Source organism: Brevundimonas bullata (genome assembly GCF_003350205.1).
GTDB classification, from domain to species: domain Bacteria; phylum Pseudomonadota; class Alphaproteobacteria; order Caulobacterales; family Caulobacteraceae; genus Brevundimonas; species Brevundimonas bullata.
Map to the genome: position 1 here is coordinate 14,899 of NZ_QLLC01000025.1, position 19,081 is coordinate 33,979.

Consider the following 19,081-nt stretch of genomic DNA (forward strand, 5'->3'; position numbering starts at 1 on the left):
TCACAAAGGTCTGGCCGGACCGTCACACTTCGCTGCTCTAAGCGTCTCAACTGACGTCTGGAGAGGTCCGGCCAATGATCCGTTCCCTGAAGTTTACAGCCTGCGCCGCCGCTCTGGTCGCGCTCGCCGCCTGCGGCGACAACGAGGGCGGCGCCCCCGGCAGCCAGAAGGCCCGCGCGGGCATCTGGGCCGCCGGTTCCTCGACCGTCTTCCCCTTCGCCACCCGCGTGGCCGAGAACTTCGCCCGCACCTCGGGCGGTTCGGCGCCGCGCGTTGAGTCCCTGGGCACCGGCGGCGGCATCCAGGCCTTCTGCGCCGGTATCGGCCCCTCGACCCCCGACATCGCCAACGCCTCGCGCCCGATGAAGCAGGGCGAGTTCGACCGCTGCGTCGCCAACGGCGTCACCGACATCGTCGAGATCAAGATCGGCTTCGACGGCATCGTCATCGCCACGGCCCGCACCGGCAACAGCTTCAACTTCGAGCTGAACGACCTCTATGAAGGTCTGGCCAAGGAGGTTCCCGGTCCGAACGGAACCTTCGTCGCCAACCCGGCCACGACCTGGAACCAGGTCAACAAGGCCCTGCCGAACCAGCGCATCCAGGTCTACGGCCCGCCGCCCACCTCGGGCACGCGCGACGCCTTCCTGGAACTGGGCATGGCCCCGGGCGGCGAGCTGATCCCAGCCGTCGCCGCCTTCAAGGACGACAAGACCAAGTTCGAGACCCTGACCCACACCCTTCGCGAAGACGGCGTCTGGGTCGATTCCGGCGAGAACGACAACGCCATCGTCCAGACCCTGACCCGCACGCCGGGTTCGCTGGGCGTGTTCGGCTTCTCCTTCCTGGAGCAGAACATGGACACGGTGAAGGCCGAGACCATCGACGGCGTCGCCCCCTCGGCCGAGACCATCGCCGACGGCACCTATCCGCTGGCCCGCAGCCTCTACATCTACGTCAAGAAGGCCCACATCGGCGTGACGCCGGGGCTGGAGCAGTTTGTGCAGGAGTTCATGTCCGAAGGCTCCGCCGGCCGCGGCGGCTACCTGCAGGACCGCGGCCTGGTGCCGCTGCCCGCCGACCAGCTGACCGCCGAACGCGCCAAGGCCGCCGCCATGACCTCCATGGCCCGTCCGAACTAAGGGCGAGATCAGCGTCGAGAGTACCCTTCTCCCCTTGTGGGAGAAGGTGGGCGCCGAAGGTGCTCGGATGAGGGGTGTGAGCGCCGCGGTCGGATGATCGCGGCGCTTTTCTTTGCGCGTCAGGCGAATGAAGCGGAGAGACTCCTCATCCGTCTCGCTGCGCGAGCTGTCTTCTCCCGCAAGCGGAGAAGGAAGGTTAGGCCGCCGCCCTGCGCCTTAGCCGGGCGATGCGGCGCAGGCGGCGCCAGAAGCGGCCGCGCGCGGGTTCGGGATAGGGTTGCAGGTTCTCGACGAACTGCTCGGCCGAGGCGCGCCAGCTGAACTTCTCGGCGTAGGCGCGCACGTCCTTGCGATCCAGCTCCAGGCATTTCAGGCAGGCGGTCGTCAGGTCGTCGTCGATGATACCAGCGTTGGAGCCGGGGATGATGTCGATGGGGCCGTGGGCCGGATAGGCCGCGACCGGGGTGCCGGCGCCCATGGCCTCCAGGATCACCAGGCCGAAGGTGTCGGTCCAGCTGGGGAAGACGAAGACGTCGGCGTCGGCGAAGCAGCGCGCCAGTTCCTCGCCGAAGCGGACGCCGAGGAACTTGGCCTCGGGATATTTCACTTCCAGCTCGGCGCGGGCCGGGCCGTCGCCGACCACGATCTTGGTGCCCGGTAGGTCCAGTTCGAGGAAGGCCTCGATGTTCTTCTCGACCGCCACGCGGCCGACGTTGAGGAAGAAGGGCCGGGGCCAGGCGTCGCCGCCCATCTCCTTGTAGATGGGCTCAAGGTCAGGGCGGAACAGGTCGGTGTCCACGCCACGCGTCCACGGCGAGACGTTGCGAAAGCCGTGCTCGACCAGTTCGTCGCGCAGGGTCGGCGTCGCCACCATCAGCCGGCCCGACGGCTTGTGGAACCACTTCATGTAGGCGTAGCCGACCTGAACCGGGATCGGGAACCGGGCGGAGACATATTCCGGGAACTTGGTGTGATAGCTGGTCGTGAACGGCAGCTTCCACTCCACGCAGATGCGGCGCGTGGCGATGCCCAGGGGGCCTTCGGTGGCGATGTGGACGGCCTCGGGCTCGAAGGCGCGCAGGCGTTCGCGAATCTCTTCTTCGGCGCCCAGCGCCAGCCGGATCTCGGGATAGGTGGGGCAGGGGATGGTCTTGAATTGGCTGGGTTCGATGACCTCGACCTCATGGCCCATGGCGCGGCATTCGGCCACGGTGCGGGTCAGGGTGCGGACGACGCCGTTGACCTGGGGCTCCCAGGCGTCGGTGACCAGAACAATGCGCATGAAGTCGAGTGGGCCCGGGCCGTTTCGCTGAGCCGGAAGTTCTAGCCGCTTCGCATGACGAAGGCGAGACGGGTTAGAGCGGCAGCACCGTCGTCGACTTCACCTCTTCGAGAACGGCATAGGTTCGTGTCTCCCGCACGCCGGGCATCCGCACCAGAATGTCGCCGAGGAAGACGCGATAGGCGTCCATGTCGGCCACCCGCGCCTTGATCAGATAGTCGAAGCCGCCGGCGACCATGTGGCACTCCAGCACCTCGGGCTGGCGACGCACGGCGTCGGCGAAGGCGTCGAAGACGTCGCCGGTGGTGCGGTCCAGCAGCACCTCGATGAAGATCAGCAGGGCCCGCTCCGCCGAGGCCGGGTCGATCAGGGCCGCGTAGCCGGTGATGACCTTCCGGTCCTTCAGCCGCTTGACCCGCTCGAAGCAGGCGGCGGGCGACAGATTGCACCTTCGGGCGAGTTCCGCGTTGGAGATGCGGCCGTCAATCTGCAAAACGCGCAGCAATCGCCGGTCGGTATCGTCAAGAATTTGCATGGCGAATGAGCCTGATTGCCGAAGGATCTCTGGTTCAGTCCATCATCATACAATGCACATTCGGCAAAGTCCGCCATATACGCCGTAAATCGAAGGGTTTGATCCCAGGGTGAGATGCATGACGCCGACCGACCTCAAGCACTGGGACGATCTGGACCGGAACAAGTTCCGCGACGAACGCGCCGTGGTCGCCGAGCTGCTGGCTAACCCCGGTCTGACGACGGCCGAGCGCGCTGACGTCTTCCGCGACGCCGTGGCCCTGGTCGATCAGGCTCGCGCCAGCCAGAAAAAACAGGGCGTGGTCGAGAGCTTCCTGCAGGAGTTTTCGCTGGGCACGCGCGAGGGTCTGGCCCTGATGTGCCTGGCTGAGGCCCTGCTGCGCACCCCCGACGCCGACACGCGCGACCGCCTGATCGCCGAAAAGATCGGCTCGGCCGACTGGGCCTCGCACCTGGGTCAGTCGGACAGCCTGTTCGTCAACGCCTCGACCTGGGGCCTGATGCTGACCGGCAAGCTGGTCGACGCCGACGACGAAGCCAAGACCGATCTGTCGGGCTTCCTCAAGCGCATCGCCGGTCGTCTGGGCGAGCCGGTCATCCGTCAGGCCGTCGCCACCGCCGTCAAGATCATGGGCGAGCAGTTCGTGGTCGGCCGCACCATCGAGGCGGCGCTGAAACGTTCGGACCGCGAGGGCTGGCTGTGCAGCTTCGACATGCTGGGCGAGGGCGCCCGCACCGTCGCCGACGCCGAGCGCTATGAAAAGATCTACGCCGACGCCATCAAGGCCGTGGGCAAGACCGCCAAGGGTCAGGGGCCGGAGGCCGGGCACGGCGTCTCGGTCAAGCTGTCGGCCCTGTCGCCCCGCTATCAGGCGGTGCAGGAAGACCGCGTCTGGGAGGAGCTCTATCCCCGCATCCTGCGTCTGGCCCTGATCGCGGCCAAGTACGACATCAACTACACCATCGACGCCGAAGAGGCTGATCGCCTGGCCCTGTCGCTGAAGCTGCTGGAGCGGCTGGCCCGTGAGCCGGAGCTGGGCGACTGGAAGGGCCTGGGCCTGGCCGTTCAGGCCTATCAGAAGCGCACGACCGAGACGGTTCAAAAACTGGCTGAACTGGCCAGGTCCTCGGGGCGTCGCCTGATGGTGCGTCTGGTCAAGGGCGCCTATTGGGACACCGAGATCAAGCTGGCCCAGGTCAACGGGCGCACCGACTATCCGGTCTTCACCACCAAGCCGGCCACCGACCTCAACTATCTGGTCTGCGCCAAGGCCCTGATCGAGGCCTCGCCCTACATCTACGCCCAGTTCGCCACCCACAACGCCCACACCCTGGCCGCGGTGCGGCGCATGGCCCGCGATCGCAACGTGACCATCGAGCATCAGCGCCTGCACGGCATGGGCGAGGCCCTCTATGATGCGGCGCACGAGGCCTGGGCCGACGAGAACGTCATCGTCCGCGCCTACGCCCCCGTCGGCGGTCACGAAGAACTGCTGCCCTATCTGGTGCGCCGCCTGCTGGAAAACGGCGCCAACTCCTCCTTCGTCCACGCCCTGCTGGACGAGCGCGTGCCTGCGGCCGCCGTCGCCGCCGACCCCATCACCGCCGTCGAGGCCCAGCCCGACCGTCACCCCAGGATTCCGGTTCCCATGAACATCTACGGCGATCGTCAGAACTCCCTTGGCCGCGACTATTCGCAGGCCGCCGACCGTGAGCGTCACTCCAAGTCTCTTGAGCGTGTCGACAGCGAGAAGCTGACCTCGGGCCCGATCATCGGCGGCAAGCTGCGCGCCGGGATCAATCCGCAGGACGTGACGAACCCCGCTGACCGTTCGCAGGTCCTGGGTCATGTGTCCGAAGCCTCGGTCGAGGACGTGGACGCTGCTGTCGCCGCTGCCGGAAACGCCCAGGTCGCCTGGGACCGCATCGGCGGTTCGGGGCGCGCCCCCATCCTGCGCGCCATGGCCGACGTGCTGGAAGCCGACATGGACCGTCTAGTCGCCCTGCTGTCACGCGAAGCGGGCAAGACGCTGAACGACGGCGTGGCCGAGGTGCGCGAAGCCGCCGACTTCTGCCGCTACTACGCCCTGCTGGCCGAGCGCGACTTCGGCGGCGCCCAGACGCTGAAGGGCCCGACCGGCGAGACCAACCAGTTGGTCCTGCATGGCCGCGGCGTCTTCGCCGCCATCAGCCCGTGGAACTTCCCCCTGGCCATCTTCACCGGCCAGATTGCGGCTGCGCTCGCCGCCGGCAACGCCGTGGTGGCCAAGCCCGCCGAGCAGACCCCGCTGATCGCCGCCGAGGCCGTCCGCCTCTTCTACAAGGCCGGTCTGAACCCCGACCTGCTGGCCCTGGCCCCCGGTCGCGGCGAGGTGGTCGGCGCGGCCCTGACCAACCATCCGGGCATCGACGGCGTGGCCTTCACGGGCGGCACCGACACCGCCAGCGCCATCAACCGCGGCCTCGCCGCGCGTCCCGGCGCCATCATCCCCTTCATCGCCGAGACCGGCGGGCTGAACGCCATGTTCGTCGACACCACGGCGCTGAAGGAACAGGTCATCGACGACGTCATCCTGTCCGCCTTCGGTTCAGCCGGCCAGCGCTGCTCGGCCCTGCGCATCCTCTACGCCCCCAAGGAAGCCGCCGACGCCCTGATCGAAGGCCTGAAGGGCGCGCTGGCGACCCAGGTGATCGGCGACCCGACTGACCCCAAGACCGACATCGGTCCCGTCATCGACGCCGAAAGCCGCGCCAACCTGGAAGCCCACGTCGAACGCCTGTCGAAAGAAGCCAAGATCGTCGCCCGCGCCGAACTGGCTGCTGGTTCGGACAAGGGCGACCTGTTCGCCCCGACCATCGCCGAGATCCCGACCCCCGATTTCCTCGAGCGCGAGGTCTTCGGGCCGATCCTGCATGTCTATCGCTATGACTCGAAGGACCTGAAGTCGGTCGCCGCCAAGCTGGCCGCGCGCGGCTATGGCCTAACCCTGGGCGTCCACAGCCGCATCGAGGCCTTCGCCGACGAGGTCGTGCGTCTGGTCCCTGCTGGCAACGTCTATGTGAACCGCTCGATCATCGGCGCCGTCGTCGGCGTGCAACCCTTTGGCGGCGAAGGCCTGTCGGGCACCGGCCCGAAAGCCGGCGGCCCCAACAGCCTGATCCGCTACGCCGCCGAAAAGGCCATCAGCGTCAACATCGCGGCGCAGGGCGGCGATCCGGCGCTGTTGAACCTATGAGGGTTTGCGCTTCCCACGGAGATGGCTTTAACAGGGAGTGACCGTTCGCTTGGAGCGGTTGATCTCCTAACGAATCAAAAAGAAGTTTCAGGATGCCGTCTAGCGCCAGCAGAGTGAACGACCCGCTCAGAGTTGCTGTAGTCGTTCAGGGACTTTTTGAGAAAAGCGATTCTATTGGCTATGACGCCGTTTTCCAGTACGAGTTACTTTGCAATATTTATGGATCTAATTCTGTAAATTTGTTCGCTGAAAAATTCGATTCAGATCGTTACCCTGGTCTAGATATCAGATCATCAGATTATCTTATTAATGGCGATGGTGATGAGTACGATTTAGTCGTTTACCATTACTGCGACGGTTGGTCGGAATTTGATAATTATATTTTAAAAAGGAAGCGACGATCGATTGTCCGGTGGCACAATAATACACCTCCCTGGTTTTATGCTTCTCATAATCTTAGGTTGGCGGATCGTTGCGTTAGGGGATTTGAAGCTGTTCTAGCTATGACGGCGCGCCCAGGACTTGAGTTTTGGGTGAACTCGGCCTTCACGGCTCGCCAACTAGATGCTTTGGGTGGGTGTCGTATGGCGTCGGCGGTCGTTTTCCCTGCCAGCCGATACCTAGACGCTGCGCCGATAGAGCGGCGTGAAGCGAGAGCTGGCGATGTCTTGCGCCTGCTGTTTGTGGGGCGTGTGGTGGCCCATAAGGGCCACACCCATATTGTGGAGTTCGCTAAATTCCTCAAAGAGAATTTCGGGATCGCGGTACAAGTTGATTTCGCGGGTCGCCGAGATACATCTTCGACATCCTTTAATGAAACTCTATCCGCGGTCGCCGCCGAGAGTGGTGTGGAGGTGCGGTTCCACGGGGAAGTCGACGAATCTGACCTGCGGCGCCTCTATGAAGAGGCGAGCGTATTTGTCTGTTTTTCGGAGCATGAAGGTTTCGGCCTGCCTGTATTCGAAGCTATGCGGTGTGGCCTTCCGGTCGTTGCTTGGTCACGGACGGCTTTGGGTGAACTTTTGTATGGGCACCCTCTCTGTTTTGAGCATTTTGATCTCGCCTCATTCTCGGCGGCAGTCCAGGCTTTGGGTGATCCTGCTGCGACGGAGCAGGTTGTAAAACTCCAGTTTGATTTGGTGAAGAGTTACCGTCGGGACCTTATTCGTTCCCAGATCGAAGCAGCCCTGAATAAGGGGGGGCATGTCGATTTTGGAGGCGTCGTCCAGACGCAGGAAATTGCAGAATTACGGCGAGGCATTGTTGATCGTGCGGAAGAAATTGCCACAAGCGTCATGCCGGTGTCTTTGACGTCGGCGCTCGAGTATGGCGAGAACGTCGTGACGCGGCATGATCTTCTTTCATTCCGGGCCTTGCTGGACCAGGGTGGGTCACGAGATCGACCGGCTGTAGGCTTGGCTGGACCTTTTGAATTTTCGGCCAAGCAGTTCGCCACGATCGGTGGGGTCGCGGAAGAAGGTGAAATCCGTATCCCCGCAGCGGCCGGAGACGGAGGACATGTTGTTTTCGGGCCCTATGTTCCGGTTGCACGCGGGCGCTACCGCGCGACGTTCCGTTTCAGGGGCGAGGCTAGCGGGGGCGGCTTGCTTCGTCTGGATGTTTTTTCTGATGGTCGAGCTGTGCTTTCGCGTAAGGAAGTCAAGATTCAGTCAGGCCCTGAACGGGTGGATCTCGACTTCGACGTCTTGCGCGAGTCCGAAGTCCTGGAGTTTCGTGCGCGAGTTAAGCGTTCCGGGGTCTCTGACACGTTCTTCCAAGGGGTCGATTTGGCGACGCGGGTTGTGACGCCGGTAGCGGGGACGCGCGCGACCGCCGATCGCAAATTGCGTCTCCTGCGCTGGAAAATCGCCCTGCCGCGCAGCACCAAGCAGTCACGCGTGGCGTTTCGACAGGCGGATGCCCTTCGTGACAAGGGGGAATTCGCTGAAGCGGCAAAAGCCTATTGGCGTGGGTTGTCGCAAGGCCCGGAGAGTTTCCCGCACCTAGTTCAGATGGGGAACTGCCTGAAAGATTCAGGGCAGTTTGCGGAGGCGGAGGAGGCCTATATGGCGGCGTTGCGCCTGCAGCCTCATGACGCAGACGCTCATTTGCAACTTGCCAGGCTGTATCGCGACAGTGACAGAGATGAACTCGCGCGCGTAGAGCTGCTGTCGACAGTCGCGGCATCGCCAGCAGCGGTCGAGGCGCTGTTGATGTTAAAAGATGCGTCGGTGGATGCGACGGACGTTGTGGCGTTAGCCGCTGCGCAGTGGGGGAAATGATGTCGTTGAACATCCTTGTGACCGGCCAGGTCAGGGATCCTGTCGTCTTTGCGCGTCTTATGGATGGGGTCCAGGCGCTCAGATCAAAGTTCGCGAGGATAGTCTATTCGACTTGGAGTGACGAACTGGCTCGCCTCCCGACGCTTGTCTCTAAGGCGTGCCTACCTGAAGGTCTGCAGTGTGTGGATGCGGGCAGCCCATTTTTTGGCGCTACGATCGGCAACCGTGATGTCGTTAGTTTCGTGGCGCAACACAGACAAATCCTTGCGGGGCTCGCTGCTACGGACTCAGATGCTCATATTATACGCTTGCGCGCTGACTTCGACTGTGTGTCGATTGAGAATTTTGAAAAATTCATCGATCTTTTGATCGCGGTATGGAAGGACTCGTCTCTCGCTTCCCGAGCTTTGGTTTGTGGGGCGGACGACTTTTCTCCATTCTTCTTTGAAGATCGCATGCTTCTTTTGTCGCCGAAGCAGGCTGTTCGGCTCGCTAATCTGAAGCTTGATGATTCTTACCGATTTGATTATTTTAATCTTTTCCCAGAATTTCAGTTTTATGCTTCGCTTGTTGGAGCGGTAGATACGCAGTTTGCACGTCATGACCATCGCTACCGGCAGCGGGCAGGGTTCGGTGAGGCATTTTGCGATTATGACTTCATGGCTTTTGGGCCGCATTATGAAGATCAGGTACGCCTTTATCTTGGTGCAGTCACGAAGGAGTTGACCTTCTTGTCGGATGCTGCGGACATTGTTGGTAAGCGCTCTGAGTATGACGTTTTGGAAAAACTCGGTCTGCTTCCTAGGAATTTCCGCATTGGGGACATGCGCGAGTACTGCCGTACTTGGCTAGTTAGGTCTGAGAAATATTCTAATTCGATGCCGTCGGATTCAGTCTCGGATATCGATGTTGAGGCACGAAAGCGTCTATACAATAATCTTTACCTGAATTATTTTTCCGGAAATTCAGGACTTGTGGCTTCGGCTCCGTTAGTTGATGCGCCATTTACTGATGCCGCCGCCGAATTGGTGGGCGTATCCAAGCTCTTGGTGGGAGGGGGCGATGAGGCCCTGGAGGAGCTTCAGAAGCTCTTTGACCGAGGCGCGCGCGGTTTTGAGCTGTGCTTCTATCTGATCCGAGAGTTGGCTGAGCGCGGTGACAAGGCAGAGTTCGACAAGGTTGCTGATCGCACAATGAAGGCTTTTGCTAGCATTGATCGCATGGTGAGCCATGTGGAGTATTGCCGCATATTGGTAGAGCGACGACGGAAGGCTGCGGGGCGTACTGCGAAGCTGAAGGCGCGAACTGAAACACGCTCGACCAAAGTGGCCGTGGAGCTCCCGTCGTGAAGGTCGAAATCCTCGCTCACAGAGGGTGGTGGCTTGAAGCTCCGCAGAAGAACCAAGTCATTGCCTTCGAACGTGCCTTTGCCGCTGGCTATGGGGTTGAGACAGATGTCCGTGATTTCAACGGGCGGCTAGTGATTAGTCATGACATGGCGCAAACGGATGCGATGCCGCTTGAGCGTTTTCTCGACATTCACCACGCCTATGGGAAGCCGGGTTGGCTGGCGCTGAATGTGAAGAGCGACGGTCTTCACGCGGCTTTGGGCGAGGCTTTGCTTGGGGCGGGCATCGACCGCTATTTCATGTTCGACATGTCCGTTCCGGACACTCTTCATTATTTAAAGCACGGGTTGACCACATTTACGCGCCGTAGCGAATATGAGCTCGGATCTTCGCTGGATGCCGAAGCTGCGGGCATTTGGTGGGATTGTTTTGAGGGGGCGGGTGATGCGCTCTTGGCTGGATCGGCGCTCCGGTCGGGTAAGGCAGGTGTGCTTGTTTCCCCCGAGCTTCATCATCGACAGCATGACGAGGTCTGGCGGACTTGGCGCGATGACATCGGCGGGGCCTCGGGGCGATCCACGTTGATGCTGTGCACAGATTTTCCTGAAGAAGCGGACCGTTTCTTCAACCGCTTTGGCGCTGATACGGTTTTGAATGATGATTAAGGCGGTTCTTTTCGACATGGACGGTGTCTTGATCGACGCTAAGGAGTGGCACTACGAGGCGCTCAACGACATCCTCGCTGCTTTTGGTATGATCATTGATCGCGATGCCCACCTGTCGACTTACGACGGGCTTCCGACTCGTCGAAAACTTGAGATGCTGAGTGTGGCGCGTAACTTCCCGCGCGGTTTGCATGGGCTCATCAATGAACTCAAGCAAAACAGGACCGCAGAAATTGCGATGCAGCGGTGCCGTCCCACGTTCAATCACACTCAGGCTCTTGCGGGGTTGAAGCGTGATGGCATGAAGCTCGGCGTCTGTTCTAACTCCGTGAGGCAGTCGGTTGAGTTGATGATGCGTCTCGCTGGACTAAAATCCTATCTAGACATCGTGGTATCGAACGAAGACGTCGAGCGATCGAAGCCAGACCCAGAAATGTATTTGAAGGCTATGAAGGAGTTAGGTGTGGCCCCTCAAGAAACGCTGATCCTTGAGGATAATGATCACGGGATCGCTGCAGCACGAGCGTCGGGTGCACACGTTATGGTCATAGGGACACCAGAAGATGTGCTTTACGATCGGATTGTTGAGTTTATTGCACTGGCGGAGAAGCGTTAATGCAAGTTCTTCTACCTATTGCTGGGCGTTCAGATTTTTTTCCTAGTGAGCAGTATTTTTTCCCGACACCTCTGATCGATGTTGGCGGTGTTCCTATGGTTCAGCGTGTGGTCGAGAACCTCAAGGGTATAGGTGAGGATAGTCGCTTCATTTTTGTTGCGATGCAGGATGACGTCGCGCGCTTCTCTCTTGATCGAGTTTTAAGGCTCTTATCGAGTGACGATGCAGTTGTAATATCGCTAAAAAAGTCGACGCAGGGCGGTTTGTGCAGTGCATTAATGGCGATCGATGCCTTGAATTTAGATGAAGAGTTGGTTATCGCTAACGGTGACCAGATAATTGATTGCGATTATTCAAAAATTATAGATAGATTTCGGGCAAGGGGGGATGATGCCGGAGTTGTTACTTTCCCTAGCGTTCACCCTAGATGGTCTTACGTTGATTTGAAGGGCGATGGGTACGTCGCCCAAGCAGCGGAAAAGCGTGTGATCAGCCGGCATGCTATTGCGGGCTTCTACTATTTCAAGACCGCGCGACACTTTGTTGAGAGCGCCTTCAGGTGCATGAGAAATGATGCTCGAGTGGATGGGCGATTCTACACGTCGCTCACCTTGAATGAAGTGATTCTCGAAGGTGGTCGTGTTGGTTCTTGGCCCGTGTCTGAAGCTCAGTATCACAGCTTTTATACGGCAGATAAAATACGTGCGTTCGAGGATGAAAACTTGAGGCGAGCGATTTCCTCCAATTTCGGAACTCAATCTATGAATGTTGTCATACCTGCCGCGGGCGAAGGCAGTCGTTTTCGTGAAGCTGGTTTTGTGAAGGCAAAACCGTTTATCGATGTTGCTGGTAAAGCGATGGTTGAGAGGGTGATCGACAATATCAAGCCGGAAGGCGCGCACGTGCATCTTCTGTTTCGGCGTGAGCACATGCAGTCAGAGCCGGAGTCTGTTGCTAAGGTTGAGGCGAGCGGCGCCGTAATTCACGCCGTGGACAGGCTGACGGAAGGTACAGCTTGCACGATTCTTTTGGCGAGGCGTGCGTTCGATAGCTCAGCCCCGCTGTTGGTGGCGAACTCGGATCAGTATGTCGAATTTGATGTCGATACTTTTGTGAAAGACTGCCGTGATCGCGGTTTGGATGGGTCCATTCTAGTTTTCCGTGACCCCCATAAAGATCCGAAGTGGTCGTTCGCCAAGGTTGATGCCGAAAATCTCGTTACGGAAGTCGCCGAGAAAAATCCGATCTCTGACCTTGCGACGGTAGGCGTATACTTGTTCACGCGCGGTGATGAATTTGTTCGCGCAGCTGTCGATATGATGGCGAACAATGATCGTGTAAATGGCGAGTTCTATACTTGCCCAGTTTATAACTACATGATTCGTAACGGAGCTCGAATTGGGGTGTATGAAATACCCGCTTCTGCCATGCATGGATTGGGTACGCCTGCTGATCTTGCGACCTATTTGATGCGCCAGCCCGCAGCATGACGATTATCGTTCCTCTGGCAGGTCCAGATTTCGATCTGGCAGATGGCGGGGTCAAGCCAGACTTGATGGTGGGCGGGGTGCCCTTGTTACAGCGCTGCTTGGAGAGCCGCCCCTGGTCAGGCCTGGCTGGCAAGCGGGGGGGGGGCTATGTGTTTGTCTTTAAAGATTCGAAGAACTCGCGAAGCTTTGCTGAGGGCCCGCTAGCGCGATGGTATCCCCACGCGCGGCGGATTTATCTAAGCAATTTTACTGAAGGCGCCGCCCTCTCAGCCTTGGCTGGCGCGGCTTTGGCGCAGCAAGATCAACCGCTAATTATAGACCTAGCGGATATTGAGTTTGACGCGCCCGCTCTCGATCTGAAGCGCTTGTTCAGTGAGGGTGTCGGTGTTGGCGCGCTGGCTTTGACGTTCGAATCGCAACTCGATTGCTACAGCTACATCCGCGAAGAAGATGGCTTGTTCGTAGAGGCGGTGGAGAAGCGGGTAGTGTCCAACCATGCGTCCGCTGGTGTCTACATCTATCGTCGTCCGGCTACCTATCTCGGCGCCTTGCATGGCATGCTGGCCGGCGACACGGACTATCGTCACAGGGGGCTTCACTATGTGTGCCCTGTCTTTAATGGGGTGAAAGCGTTAGGCCTTGAGGTCCTTCGAAAGCCGGTCAGGTTGATCCAGGATATTAAAACGGCCTAGGGGCCACGACGCAGTATCGCCTTCTCAACCCGAATTCGGCCATGCAGGAGCGCGTTGGGAAGGCTGATTCTCAGTTCCGAAGGTCGAGTTGAAGCGAATATAGACGAGAACTCTACCCTGTACCTGCCGCTACGTTCGAAACGTGTCGATGCCGCGGGATGGTCGAAGTGATCGCCCCACGCCATATCGAGGGTGATGGGCATGTCGTCGATGTCGACTTCCATGTCGACGGTCAAATCCCATTGGCCGCAGGGCAGATGAATATAGGGGCCGAAGGCGAGGACACGTGGTGGTCCGATCAGTTCGATATCGCCAGCCTCCATGGTCTTGGTGCGATTGGGCGCATAACGAAACAACCCTGCTGGCCATTCTGTTTCAAAGACCTTTGGCGAGGGCATGATGTCGAACATGCCGAGATAGCCAGCGGATATTTGGGGCGGGGAGGGCAGCTCGATAGGCGGTATACCGCCTCCCAAAGCAAGCCTCCCGGGAATTTTTATGTGTCGTGCGCCGTTACGCACCAATGCCTCAGCGTTAGCTAGATAGATCGAGGCGCGACCCACCACATATTCTCTGCCAGCAGGATCCATACGCGCAAGCAGTTCGACGACATCCTCTGCGTCAGCATGAATGATAGCCACCTTGTCGGGCGAAAACGCCTGAAAAGCGGAGGTGCTTTCACTGATAAGTATGGAGCGAGATAGATCGACGGTGACATCAAGGCTTTCGGCGACGAGGAGCGTGTTCCAGCCAGCCTCTTGCCCTGCCGCTGAAATGCGGCGTCTCCATTCTTCAGCGGCTAGGTTGGGAAGAATGAGTACGCAAATCGGTCCCATCGTCATGCTGCTCGGAGCCAAGAATAGATGTCCAAGGCTTCCTCAATGTCGTCGAACATGCGGGCTCGACCGCTCTCGATAATCAGGGCGCGGTCACATAGGCGCGCGATCAGATGAACGTCATGAGAGGCCATAATGAAAGTACGCTCGCATCGGCGCTCAAAAAGCTCTGTCTGGCATTTTTGTTGAAAGCGCGCGTCGCCAACAGCGACCAGTTCGTCAATAAGATAGCAATCGAATTCAATTGCGAGGGATAAGCCAAATGCCAATCTTGCTCTCATGCCTGAAGAATAGTGCTTCACGGGGTCAAGAAGTTTTGAGCCGAGTTCAGCAAAACCATCGACTCTGTCTTTGAGCGTGTTGAAGTCTCTATCGTAAAGTCTTGCCAGAAATCGAATGTTATCCAATCCTGACAAGCTGCCCTGAAAGCCGCCCCCGAATCCGATCGGCCAAGAAGGTGCAGCGTTCCACCGCACATGGCCGCTAGTCTGTTGCAGGGCGCCACCAAGTATCTTGATTAGCGTCGATTTCCCTTGGCCATTTCGCCCGAGCAAGGCGAGGCGTCCGGAGTGTTCCAGGTCGAAGCTCAATCCTTTGAATACCTGCCTGTCTTGTGCCCCGGGGTATACTTTAGACAGGGAGTCGACAGATAAGGCGATCTTTTGCGCCTTTGCTTCTGCAGATTGCATGCTACGTCTGCCGATGCTCGCGTACCCCTGCCCAGATTAATGCCCCGATGCCGTAGGCAAGAAGGCAGGATAGGAAGGTCAGAAGAATGGACAACCCTCGACGAGGCAGCATCGCCTTGTCAGCAAGGTTGGGTTCTACGACGCGGTCAAGATACAGTTTTTGGCGCCGGGCATCTGATGCAGCCTCCTCATAGGACACGCGCGCAGCGATTAGCGCTTGTTCAGCGATCTTTCGCTGAAACTCGAGATTCTCGTAGGCGCCGACCTGTGGGGCCAAGGCATCGGGGCCACTCGTGGTCCTCGTACGTTCAGAATCAATTTGCCCCTCGATCGCGCGAATGCGGGCATCCATGGTTGCTAGCAGTGGGCTGTTCGGCGCTTGGCTCGCTACCTGGGCTCTTTCTGCGCGCGTTTCAGCCAGCGCAGTCATGAGGGCTCCGACAACCTGCCCTGTTTCGGTCGCCATCCGTGCCGGATCCACCATACGATTGTCATTACGGAAACGAGCGATCGCCTCGCGGGCGCTAAGGCTCTCTTGCTCGGCTAGTGTGAGCGTTTGCCTGGCTTCCTGGATGGCTTGCTCGGCGGATCGCTTATTAAGTTGGTTCACGATGCGTTCTCCTCCGTCGAGCAGGGTGTCGGCTGCGCGCTGAGCTGAGTGCGCGTCGAAGGCGCGTACACGTATAGTGCTCAAACCATTCGTGGAATCGAACCCAACGGTGATCCGCTTTTGGAATGCTTTGAAAAGGTCCTCGTTCGACATGCGCGCGCTATCGGGAACCAGGGCGCCCATTTTTACAGCGTGCGCGACATCTTGAACCGCATCACGGGACTTCATGTAGGCGTGCACCATGAAGGCGTCGCTGGATGAGGAATTCATGCCGACGCTCTGCAATGCGATGCCCAGTGCATTGGGCGTGCGGTCATTCTGGGATCGCACCACGAAGCGCGCTTCAGATACATAAATGGGGGGCGCCGCCAGCAGATAATATAATGCCGAAGCTATAGTCGGTGCGATAACGACGATCATGAAGCCAAGCGGCAGTCGTCGCAGTATCCCCTTGCGATCCCGTTGGGCCGTACTGTTGGCCACTCCGAGATAGGTAAGCTTTGGGGAGGGGGACTGTGGTGCGTTATTCGACATCTATATGGTTCCGCACGACGGAAAGGAGCAGTAGCCCTAGGAAGATAAGGCCTCCTGCCCAAGCAAGTGGATAGATTGGATTGTAGTGGGTTTCAACGAACTCGCCGAATATGCCCGCACGTACCATCTCCACGGTATGTGGAAGCGGTATCAGCAGAAATTGATCACGATACTGGGAGGGGACGGCTGACGCCATGAAGAACGCGCCGGACAGTGGGATCAGTAAATATGTCAGAAGTTGCGTTAGTCGCTCAAAGGTCTCGTATCGCATTGCTAGGGCGCTGATAGTTAAACCCATACCAAAGCTGAGCAGACCTAGCGTCGCCCATCCGGTGTAAAGCAAGCCCAGATCTTGCGGGAGCCCGACCTGCCCCATGGCTAGAAGAATGGCGTAGACGATAGCAAATGCTAATGTACTTCCTGCGAATTCGAGAAGCCCGCGTGAGGCGTAGATATGTATAGGCCTAACTTGCCTATGATAAAGTAGGCCCGTGTTTGCTCCGACGGCATGCAGACAGTAAGCGATCTGATGTCGTAGCAGCAGAAGGCACATGTATCCTGTCATGACGAAGGCACCGACACGTATGCCGTGCTCATAGGGAGGCTTGATAACTGTCCACATGGCTACAACGCCGAGGCAGAACAAAAGGGGTTCACCAACAAGCCAGAGGAAGCCGAGGCCTTGCCGACCGAACCGCGTCATGATCTCGCGCATCATTAGCGCGACGATGATGCGCCCGTGTCTACGCAAACTTTTGAATGGAGCCTGAAACAAATGATGATGACCGCTGTCAATGATGCATGAGCTACGGCCGCCACATCCTAAGCCCCCCCCATAACAGACGGCAAAATTCCGTTCAAGCACCGCCTCTCGAACGTCGGTTGGCTGATCGTTGTCAGCTGACCGACGTCCGTGTGGCCTTAACGGCGACGATACCAGATGCTCAGTTCATTGGCGTCCGATAGCCTTGAATCTGGGGTGCATAGGTGGCCGTGATCGTCATTTGGATTAATCGCTTCGATCATGAAGCCCGACTGGTAGAGACCAAGGCATACGTCTTCAAAGACGAATTTTTCATCCTTGTAGAGTTTTGTGTCATGGTTTCGGCTGCATTCGATGTCGCCGCCTTGGACTATGCTGATCATGTCGCCGAGTCCAATGAGAACTTGGTAGTCAAGTCCTTGAACATCAGTATGTAGGTGGTCTATCTGATTGATATTTTTCTCTAGGCAGAAATCTCTAAGGGTGATTATTTCTACATCAATTTGCTTGGTGACCTTGAAGTCGGTTCGGCCCTTCCAGGTGGTCTCAATATTGTCGTTAAAATTTAGAAGAGAAGATGTTCCCCAGTCTCCCTGCCCAGCGATATTGAACTTAGCGGTGCCTGGTTTGTCCGAGACCGCTTTCTGTATAACGTGATAGTTTGTGCATGCGCGTGCGCGTTGGCGCAAATGGTCTGCAAGCTCAGGTGTGGGTTCAAAGGCGTAAACCACCCAGTCTGGATTTCCGGCCATGGGCAAGCTGGATCGACCATCATTTGCGCCTACATCAAAGTAGATCTTTGGTTCATTCATTCTTTACCTCAGCCTTATGAAGATTGATCTGAGTTGCGATGTATTTATTTGTTGAGCAACCAGCTCGGTGCCTTTTCATTATTTAATTCCGAAGTTCGAATAGCCCGGCTAGCTTATGTTTGCGTATAGTTGTCCTAGTTTTTCCGCGTAAATCGAAGGAGAGAAGGCTTCGGACCTTGTTTTTCCATTCCGGGACAATTCTTCGCAATAGGCGCTTTCGCGGCTTAGGAGGGTAAAAGCATTGCGGATCGAGGTGATGTCAAGTGGGTCCGCATAGCATGCGGCTTCACCGCAAACTTCTGCGAGCGCGGGAGTCTGGGAGGCGAGGACTGGCGTTCCTAGCATCATGGATTCCAGGGCCGGCAGGCCGAAGCCCTCGTAGACGGACGGAAAAACGGTGGCTCGGGCTCCGCGAATTAGTGTGGCTAGTTGAGTTTCGCTTAGATAGTCTAGGTGGATAATGCGATTTGATGAATTTGTGTTCTTTTGCGTGAAATTTTTTAGATGAAATTTTTCCGCATCGTTTAGCCATCCTCTGTGACCAACAATGACTAGAGGCATTGTTGTATCTGAGGTAAGTATAGCCTCTATAGTTCTTAGTAAATTTTTCTTCGGTTCTATTGCGCCAAAGAAAAGAAAGAAATTTTTATACTCAAGTTCGAACTGCGTATCTATATCTCTTTCTATATCTGATTCTGATCGACTGACTATAGAGGGGGGCGGATTTACCGACTGGTGGATTACGGTCAGTTTATTTTCAGAAATACCAAACATTTCAATGGCGTCACGTCGCGTGGTTTCTGATATCGCAACAACGGCGTCGGCTTTATCGAAAACTGCCCGGCAGAGTTTTGCGTATTTTACGCGATCATGCCGTGTCGTGTAAGGCGCGCGAAGGGGAATGAGGTCGTGCAACGTATAGACGTTAGCTTGCTTTCGAGCATGGATGGGTAAGAAGGTGGTCCAGTGAACCACATCGGGTTTCTGTGCCTCGCCCTTAAATATTAGCGGCGCCATGGCGTTATGCTTGCTGAAGGAGCGATTGCTGTCTGCGAAGAGGTTGGAGCAATGCCAGACGGTTGATGCGGGGGGCGGGGCACCGTTTGGCCACATGACCTTGTCGGCCATCGAGACTTCCATGGCGGCGCGTCCGATGGGGGTCGATATGCGTGTCGCACGTCGGGCAATGCGATCAAGGCGAGAGCGAGCGGGGGGCGTTGTGTCGCGGTCTGCTAGCAAAGCTGCGCGTTCAAGCGGCTTGACGCTGTTTGGGATGTCCTGTCCAAAAAGGACTTGGGTGCTGATGCCTGCTGTTGTCGCCCCCAACAACAGGTTGCGCGCATAGGTCTGGATGCCTGTGCCATGTGCCAGCGCCAGATTTAATCCATCGACACAAATCGTTGTCATGATCTCTCTCTACAAGAGCGTTGGCTGCCCAAGCTATTTCGTCTCGATGGACGAATGGCGTTACTGAGGCGGCGTCGCCTGAGACGAGGGTCAAAAGCGCTTTTACCATCGGCGGGTCGCCCGCGGTCAAGTGGAGGGAGGA

16 protein-coding genes are annotated in these 19,081 nt (G+C 58.0%); 8 read left to right on the top strand and 8 right to left on the bottom strand.

Annotated elements, in window-relative coordinates; all coding sequences use genetic code 11:
• The first annotated feature begins 74 nt into the window (after nt 1-74).
• Nucleotides 75-1,142 carry a substrate-binding domain-containing protein gene (locus DXK21_RS12075; RefSeq protein WP_114818029.1) on the top strand — a complete coding sequence of 356 codons (1,068 nt, stop codon included), beginning with the start codon at nt 75-77 and terminating at the stop codon, nt 1,140-1,142.
• A gap of 196 nt (nt 1,143-1,338) precedes the next feature.
• On the opposite strand, the gene DXK21_RS12080 is transcribed toward DXK21_RS12075, so the two are convergent.
• Entirely contained in the window at nt 1,339-2,424 is a 1,086-nt protein-coding gene (locus tag DXK21_RS12080) for a glycosyltransferase family 4 protein (RefSeq protein ID WP_114818030.1), read from the bottom strand.
• 73 nt (nt 2,425-2,497) lie between these two features.
• Nucleotides 2,498-2,959, bottom strand: coding sequence for an Lrp/AsnC ligand binding domain-containing protein (locus DXK21_RS12085; protein WP_114818031.1), 462 nt, complete (start codon nt 2,957-2,959; stop codon nt 2,498-2,500).
• A 118-nt stretch (nt 2,960-3,077) separates the two neighbouring features.
• On the opposite strand from DXK21_RS12085, the gene putA reads away from it, so the two are divergent.
• The 7 genes from putA (at nt 3,078) to DXK21_RS16555 (ending at nt 13,288) form a co-directional block, all read left to right on the top strand.
• The gene (gene putA, locus DXK21_RS12090) at nt 3,078-6,194 is read left to right on the top strand and encodes a bifunctional proline dehydrogenase/L-glutamate gamma-semialdehyde dehydrogenase PutA (RefSeq protein WP_114818032.1); all 3,117 of its coding nucleotides are present in this window, start codon (nt 3,078-3,080) and stop codon (nt 6,192-6,194) included.
• 113 nt (nt 6,195-6,307) lie between these two features.
• A complete protein-coding gene (locus DXK21_RS12095; RefSeq protein WP_162790659.1) occupies nt 6,308-8,476 on the top strand; it encodes a glycosyltransferase family 4 protein in 2,169 nt (722 codons plus the stop codon).
• Nucleotides 8,477-8,481: 5 nt separating this feature from the next.
• Nucleotides 8,482-9,825: a hypothetical protein gene (locus tag DXK21_RS16550; RefSeq protein WP_162790660.1), complete on the top strand. Its 1,344-nt coding sequence runs from the start codon at nt 8,482-8,484 to the stop codon at nt 9,823-9,825.
• Entirely contained in the window at nt 9,822-10,490 is a 669-nt protein-coding gene (locus tag DXK21_RS12105; RefSeq protein ID WP_114818035.1) for a PI-PLC domain-containing protein, read from the top strand. Before DXK21_RS16550 ends, DXK21_RS12105 begins: the two co-directional genes overlap by 4 nt.
• 16 nt (nt 10,491-10,506) lie before the next feature.
• A complete protein-coding gene (locus DXK21_RS12110) occupies nt 10,507-11,106 on the top strand; it encodes an HAD family hydrolase (protein WP_281269034.1) in 600 nt (199 codons plus the stop codon).
• A complete protein-coding gene (locus DXK21_RS12115; protein WP_114818036.1) occupies nt 11,106-12,596 on the top strand; it encodes a glycosyltransferase family 2 protein in 1,491 nt (496 codons plus the stop codon). Before DXK21_RS12110 ends, DXK21_RS12115 begins: the two co-directional genes overlap by 1 nt.
• Complete coding sequence (locus tag DXK21_RS16555; protein WP_162790661.1) at nt 12,593-13,288, top strand: glycosyltransferase family protein; 696 nt, start codon at nt 12,593-12,595, stop codon at nt 13,286-13,288. Before DXK21_RS12115 ends, DXK21_RS16555 begins: the two co-directional genes overlap by 4 nt.
• Here DXK21_RS16555 and DXK21_RS16560 read toward each other — a convergent pair.
• The 6 genes from DXK21_RS16560 to DXK21_RS12150 all read right to left on the bottom strand — a co-directional run bounded on the left by DXK21_RS16560 (nt 13,285) and on the right by DXK21_RS12150 (nt 18,939).
• Nucleotides 13,285-14,130 carry a hypothetical protein gene (locus tag DXK21_RS16560; RefSeq protein WP_162790662.1) on the bottom strand — a complete coding sequence of 282 codons (846 nt, stop codon included), beginning with the start codon at nt 14,128-14,130 and terminating at the stop codon, nt 13,285-13,287. The genes DXK21_RS16555 and DXK21_RS16560 overlap by 4 nt on opposite strands.
• The gene (locus DXK21_RS12130; protein WP_114818039.1) at nt 14,127-14,813 is read right to left on the bottom strand and encodes an ABC transporter ATP-binding protein; all 687 of its coding nucleotides are present in this window, start codon (nt 14,811-14,813) and stop codon (nt 14,127-14,129) included. The genes DXK21_RS16560 and DXK21_RS12130 overlap by 4 nt, the downstream gene beginning before the upstream one ends.
• 1 nt (nt 14,814) lies before the next feature.
• Nucleotides 14,815-15,843 carry a KpsE/RkpR family capsule polysaccharide export protein gene (locus DXK21_RS12135; RefSeq protein WP_162790663.1) on the bottom strand — a complete coding sequence of 343 codons (1,029 nt, stop codon included), beginning with the start codon at nt 15,841-15,843 and terminating at the stop codon, nt 14,815-14,817.
• 103 nt (nt 15,844-15,946) lie between these two features.
• Nucleotides 15,947-16,732 (bottom strand): ABC transporter permease, encoded by a 786-nt coding sequence (locus tag DXK21_RS12140; protein WP_342766895.1) that lies wholly within the window; start codon nt 16,730-16,732, stop codon nt 15,947-15,949.
• Nucleotides 16,733-16,878: 146 nt separating this feature from the next.
• Nucleotides 16,879-17,532, bottom strand: a complete 654-nt coding sequence (locus DXK21_RS12145; protein ID WP_114818041.1) for an FkbM family methyltransferase — start codon at nt 17,530-17,532, stop codon at nt 16,879-16,881.
• A 108-nt stretch (nt 17,533-17,640) separates the two neighbouring features.
• On the bottom strand, nt 17,641-18,939 hold the full coding sequence (locus DXK21_RS12150; RefSeq protein ID WP_114818042.1) for a glycosyltransferase family 4 protein: 1,299 nt from the start codon (nt 18,937-18,939) through the stop codon (nt 17,641-17,643).
• Nucleotides 18,940-19,081 lie beyond the last annotated feature (142 nt).

Coding starts and splice junctions, on each gene's coding strand:
- DXK21_RS12075 (WP_114818029.1), top strand. CDS start 75: ATGATCCGTTCCCTGAAGTTTACAGCCTGCGCCGCCGCTCTGGTCGCG.
- DXK21_RS12080 (WP_114818030.1), bottom strand. CDS start 2,424: ATGCGCATTGTTCTGGTCACCGACGCCTGGGAGCCCCAGGTCAACGGC.
- DXK21_RS12085 (WP_114818031.1), bottom strand. CDS start 2,959: ATGCAAATTCTTGACGATACCGACCGGCGATTGCTGCGCGTTTTGCAG.
- putA (WP_114818032.1), top strand. CDS start 3,078: ATGACGCCGACCGACCTCAAGCACTGGGACGATCTGGACCGGAACAAG.
- DXK21_RS12110 (WP_281269034.1), top strand. CDS start 10,507: ATGGACGGTGTCTTGATCGACGCTAAGGAGTGGCACTACGAGGCGCTC.
- DXK21_RS12115 (WP_114818036.1), top strand. CDS start 11,106: ATGCAAGTTCTTCTACCTATTGCTGGGCGTTCAGATTTTTTTCCTAGT.
- DXK21_RS16555 (WP_162790661.1), top strand. CDS start 12,593: ATGACGATTATCGTTCCTCTGGCAGGTCCAGATTTCGATCTGGCAGAT.
- DXK21_RS16560 (WP_162790662.1), bottom strand. CDS start 14,130: ATGACGATGGGACCGATTTGCGTACTCATTCTTCCCAACCTAGCCGCT.
- DXK21_RS12130 (WP_114818039.1), bottom strand. CDS start 14,813: ATGCAATCTGCAGAAGCAAAGGCGCAAAAGATCGCCTTATCTGTCGAC.
- DXK21_RS12135 (WP_162790663.1), bottom strand. CDS start 15,843: ATGATCGTCGTTATCGCACCGACTATAGCTTCGGCATTATATTATCTG.
- DXK21_RS12145 (WP_114818041.1), bottom strand. CDS start 17,532: ATGAATGAACCAAAGATCTACTTTGATGTAGGCGCAAATGATGGTCGA.
- DXK21_RS12150 (WP_114818042.1), bottom strand. CDS start 18,939: ATGACAACGATTTGTGTCGATGGATTAAATCTGGCGCTGGCACATGGC.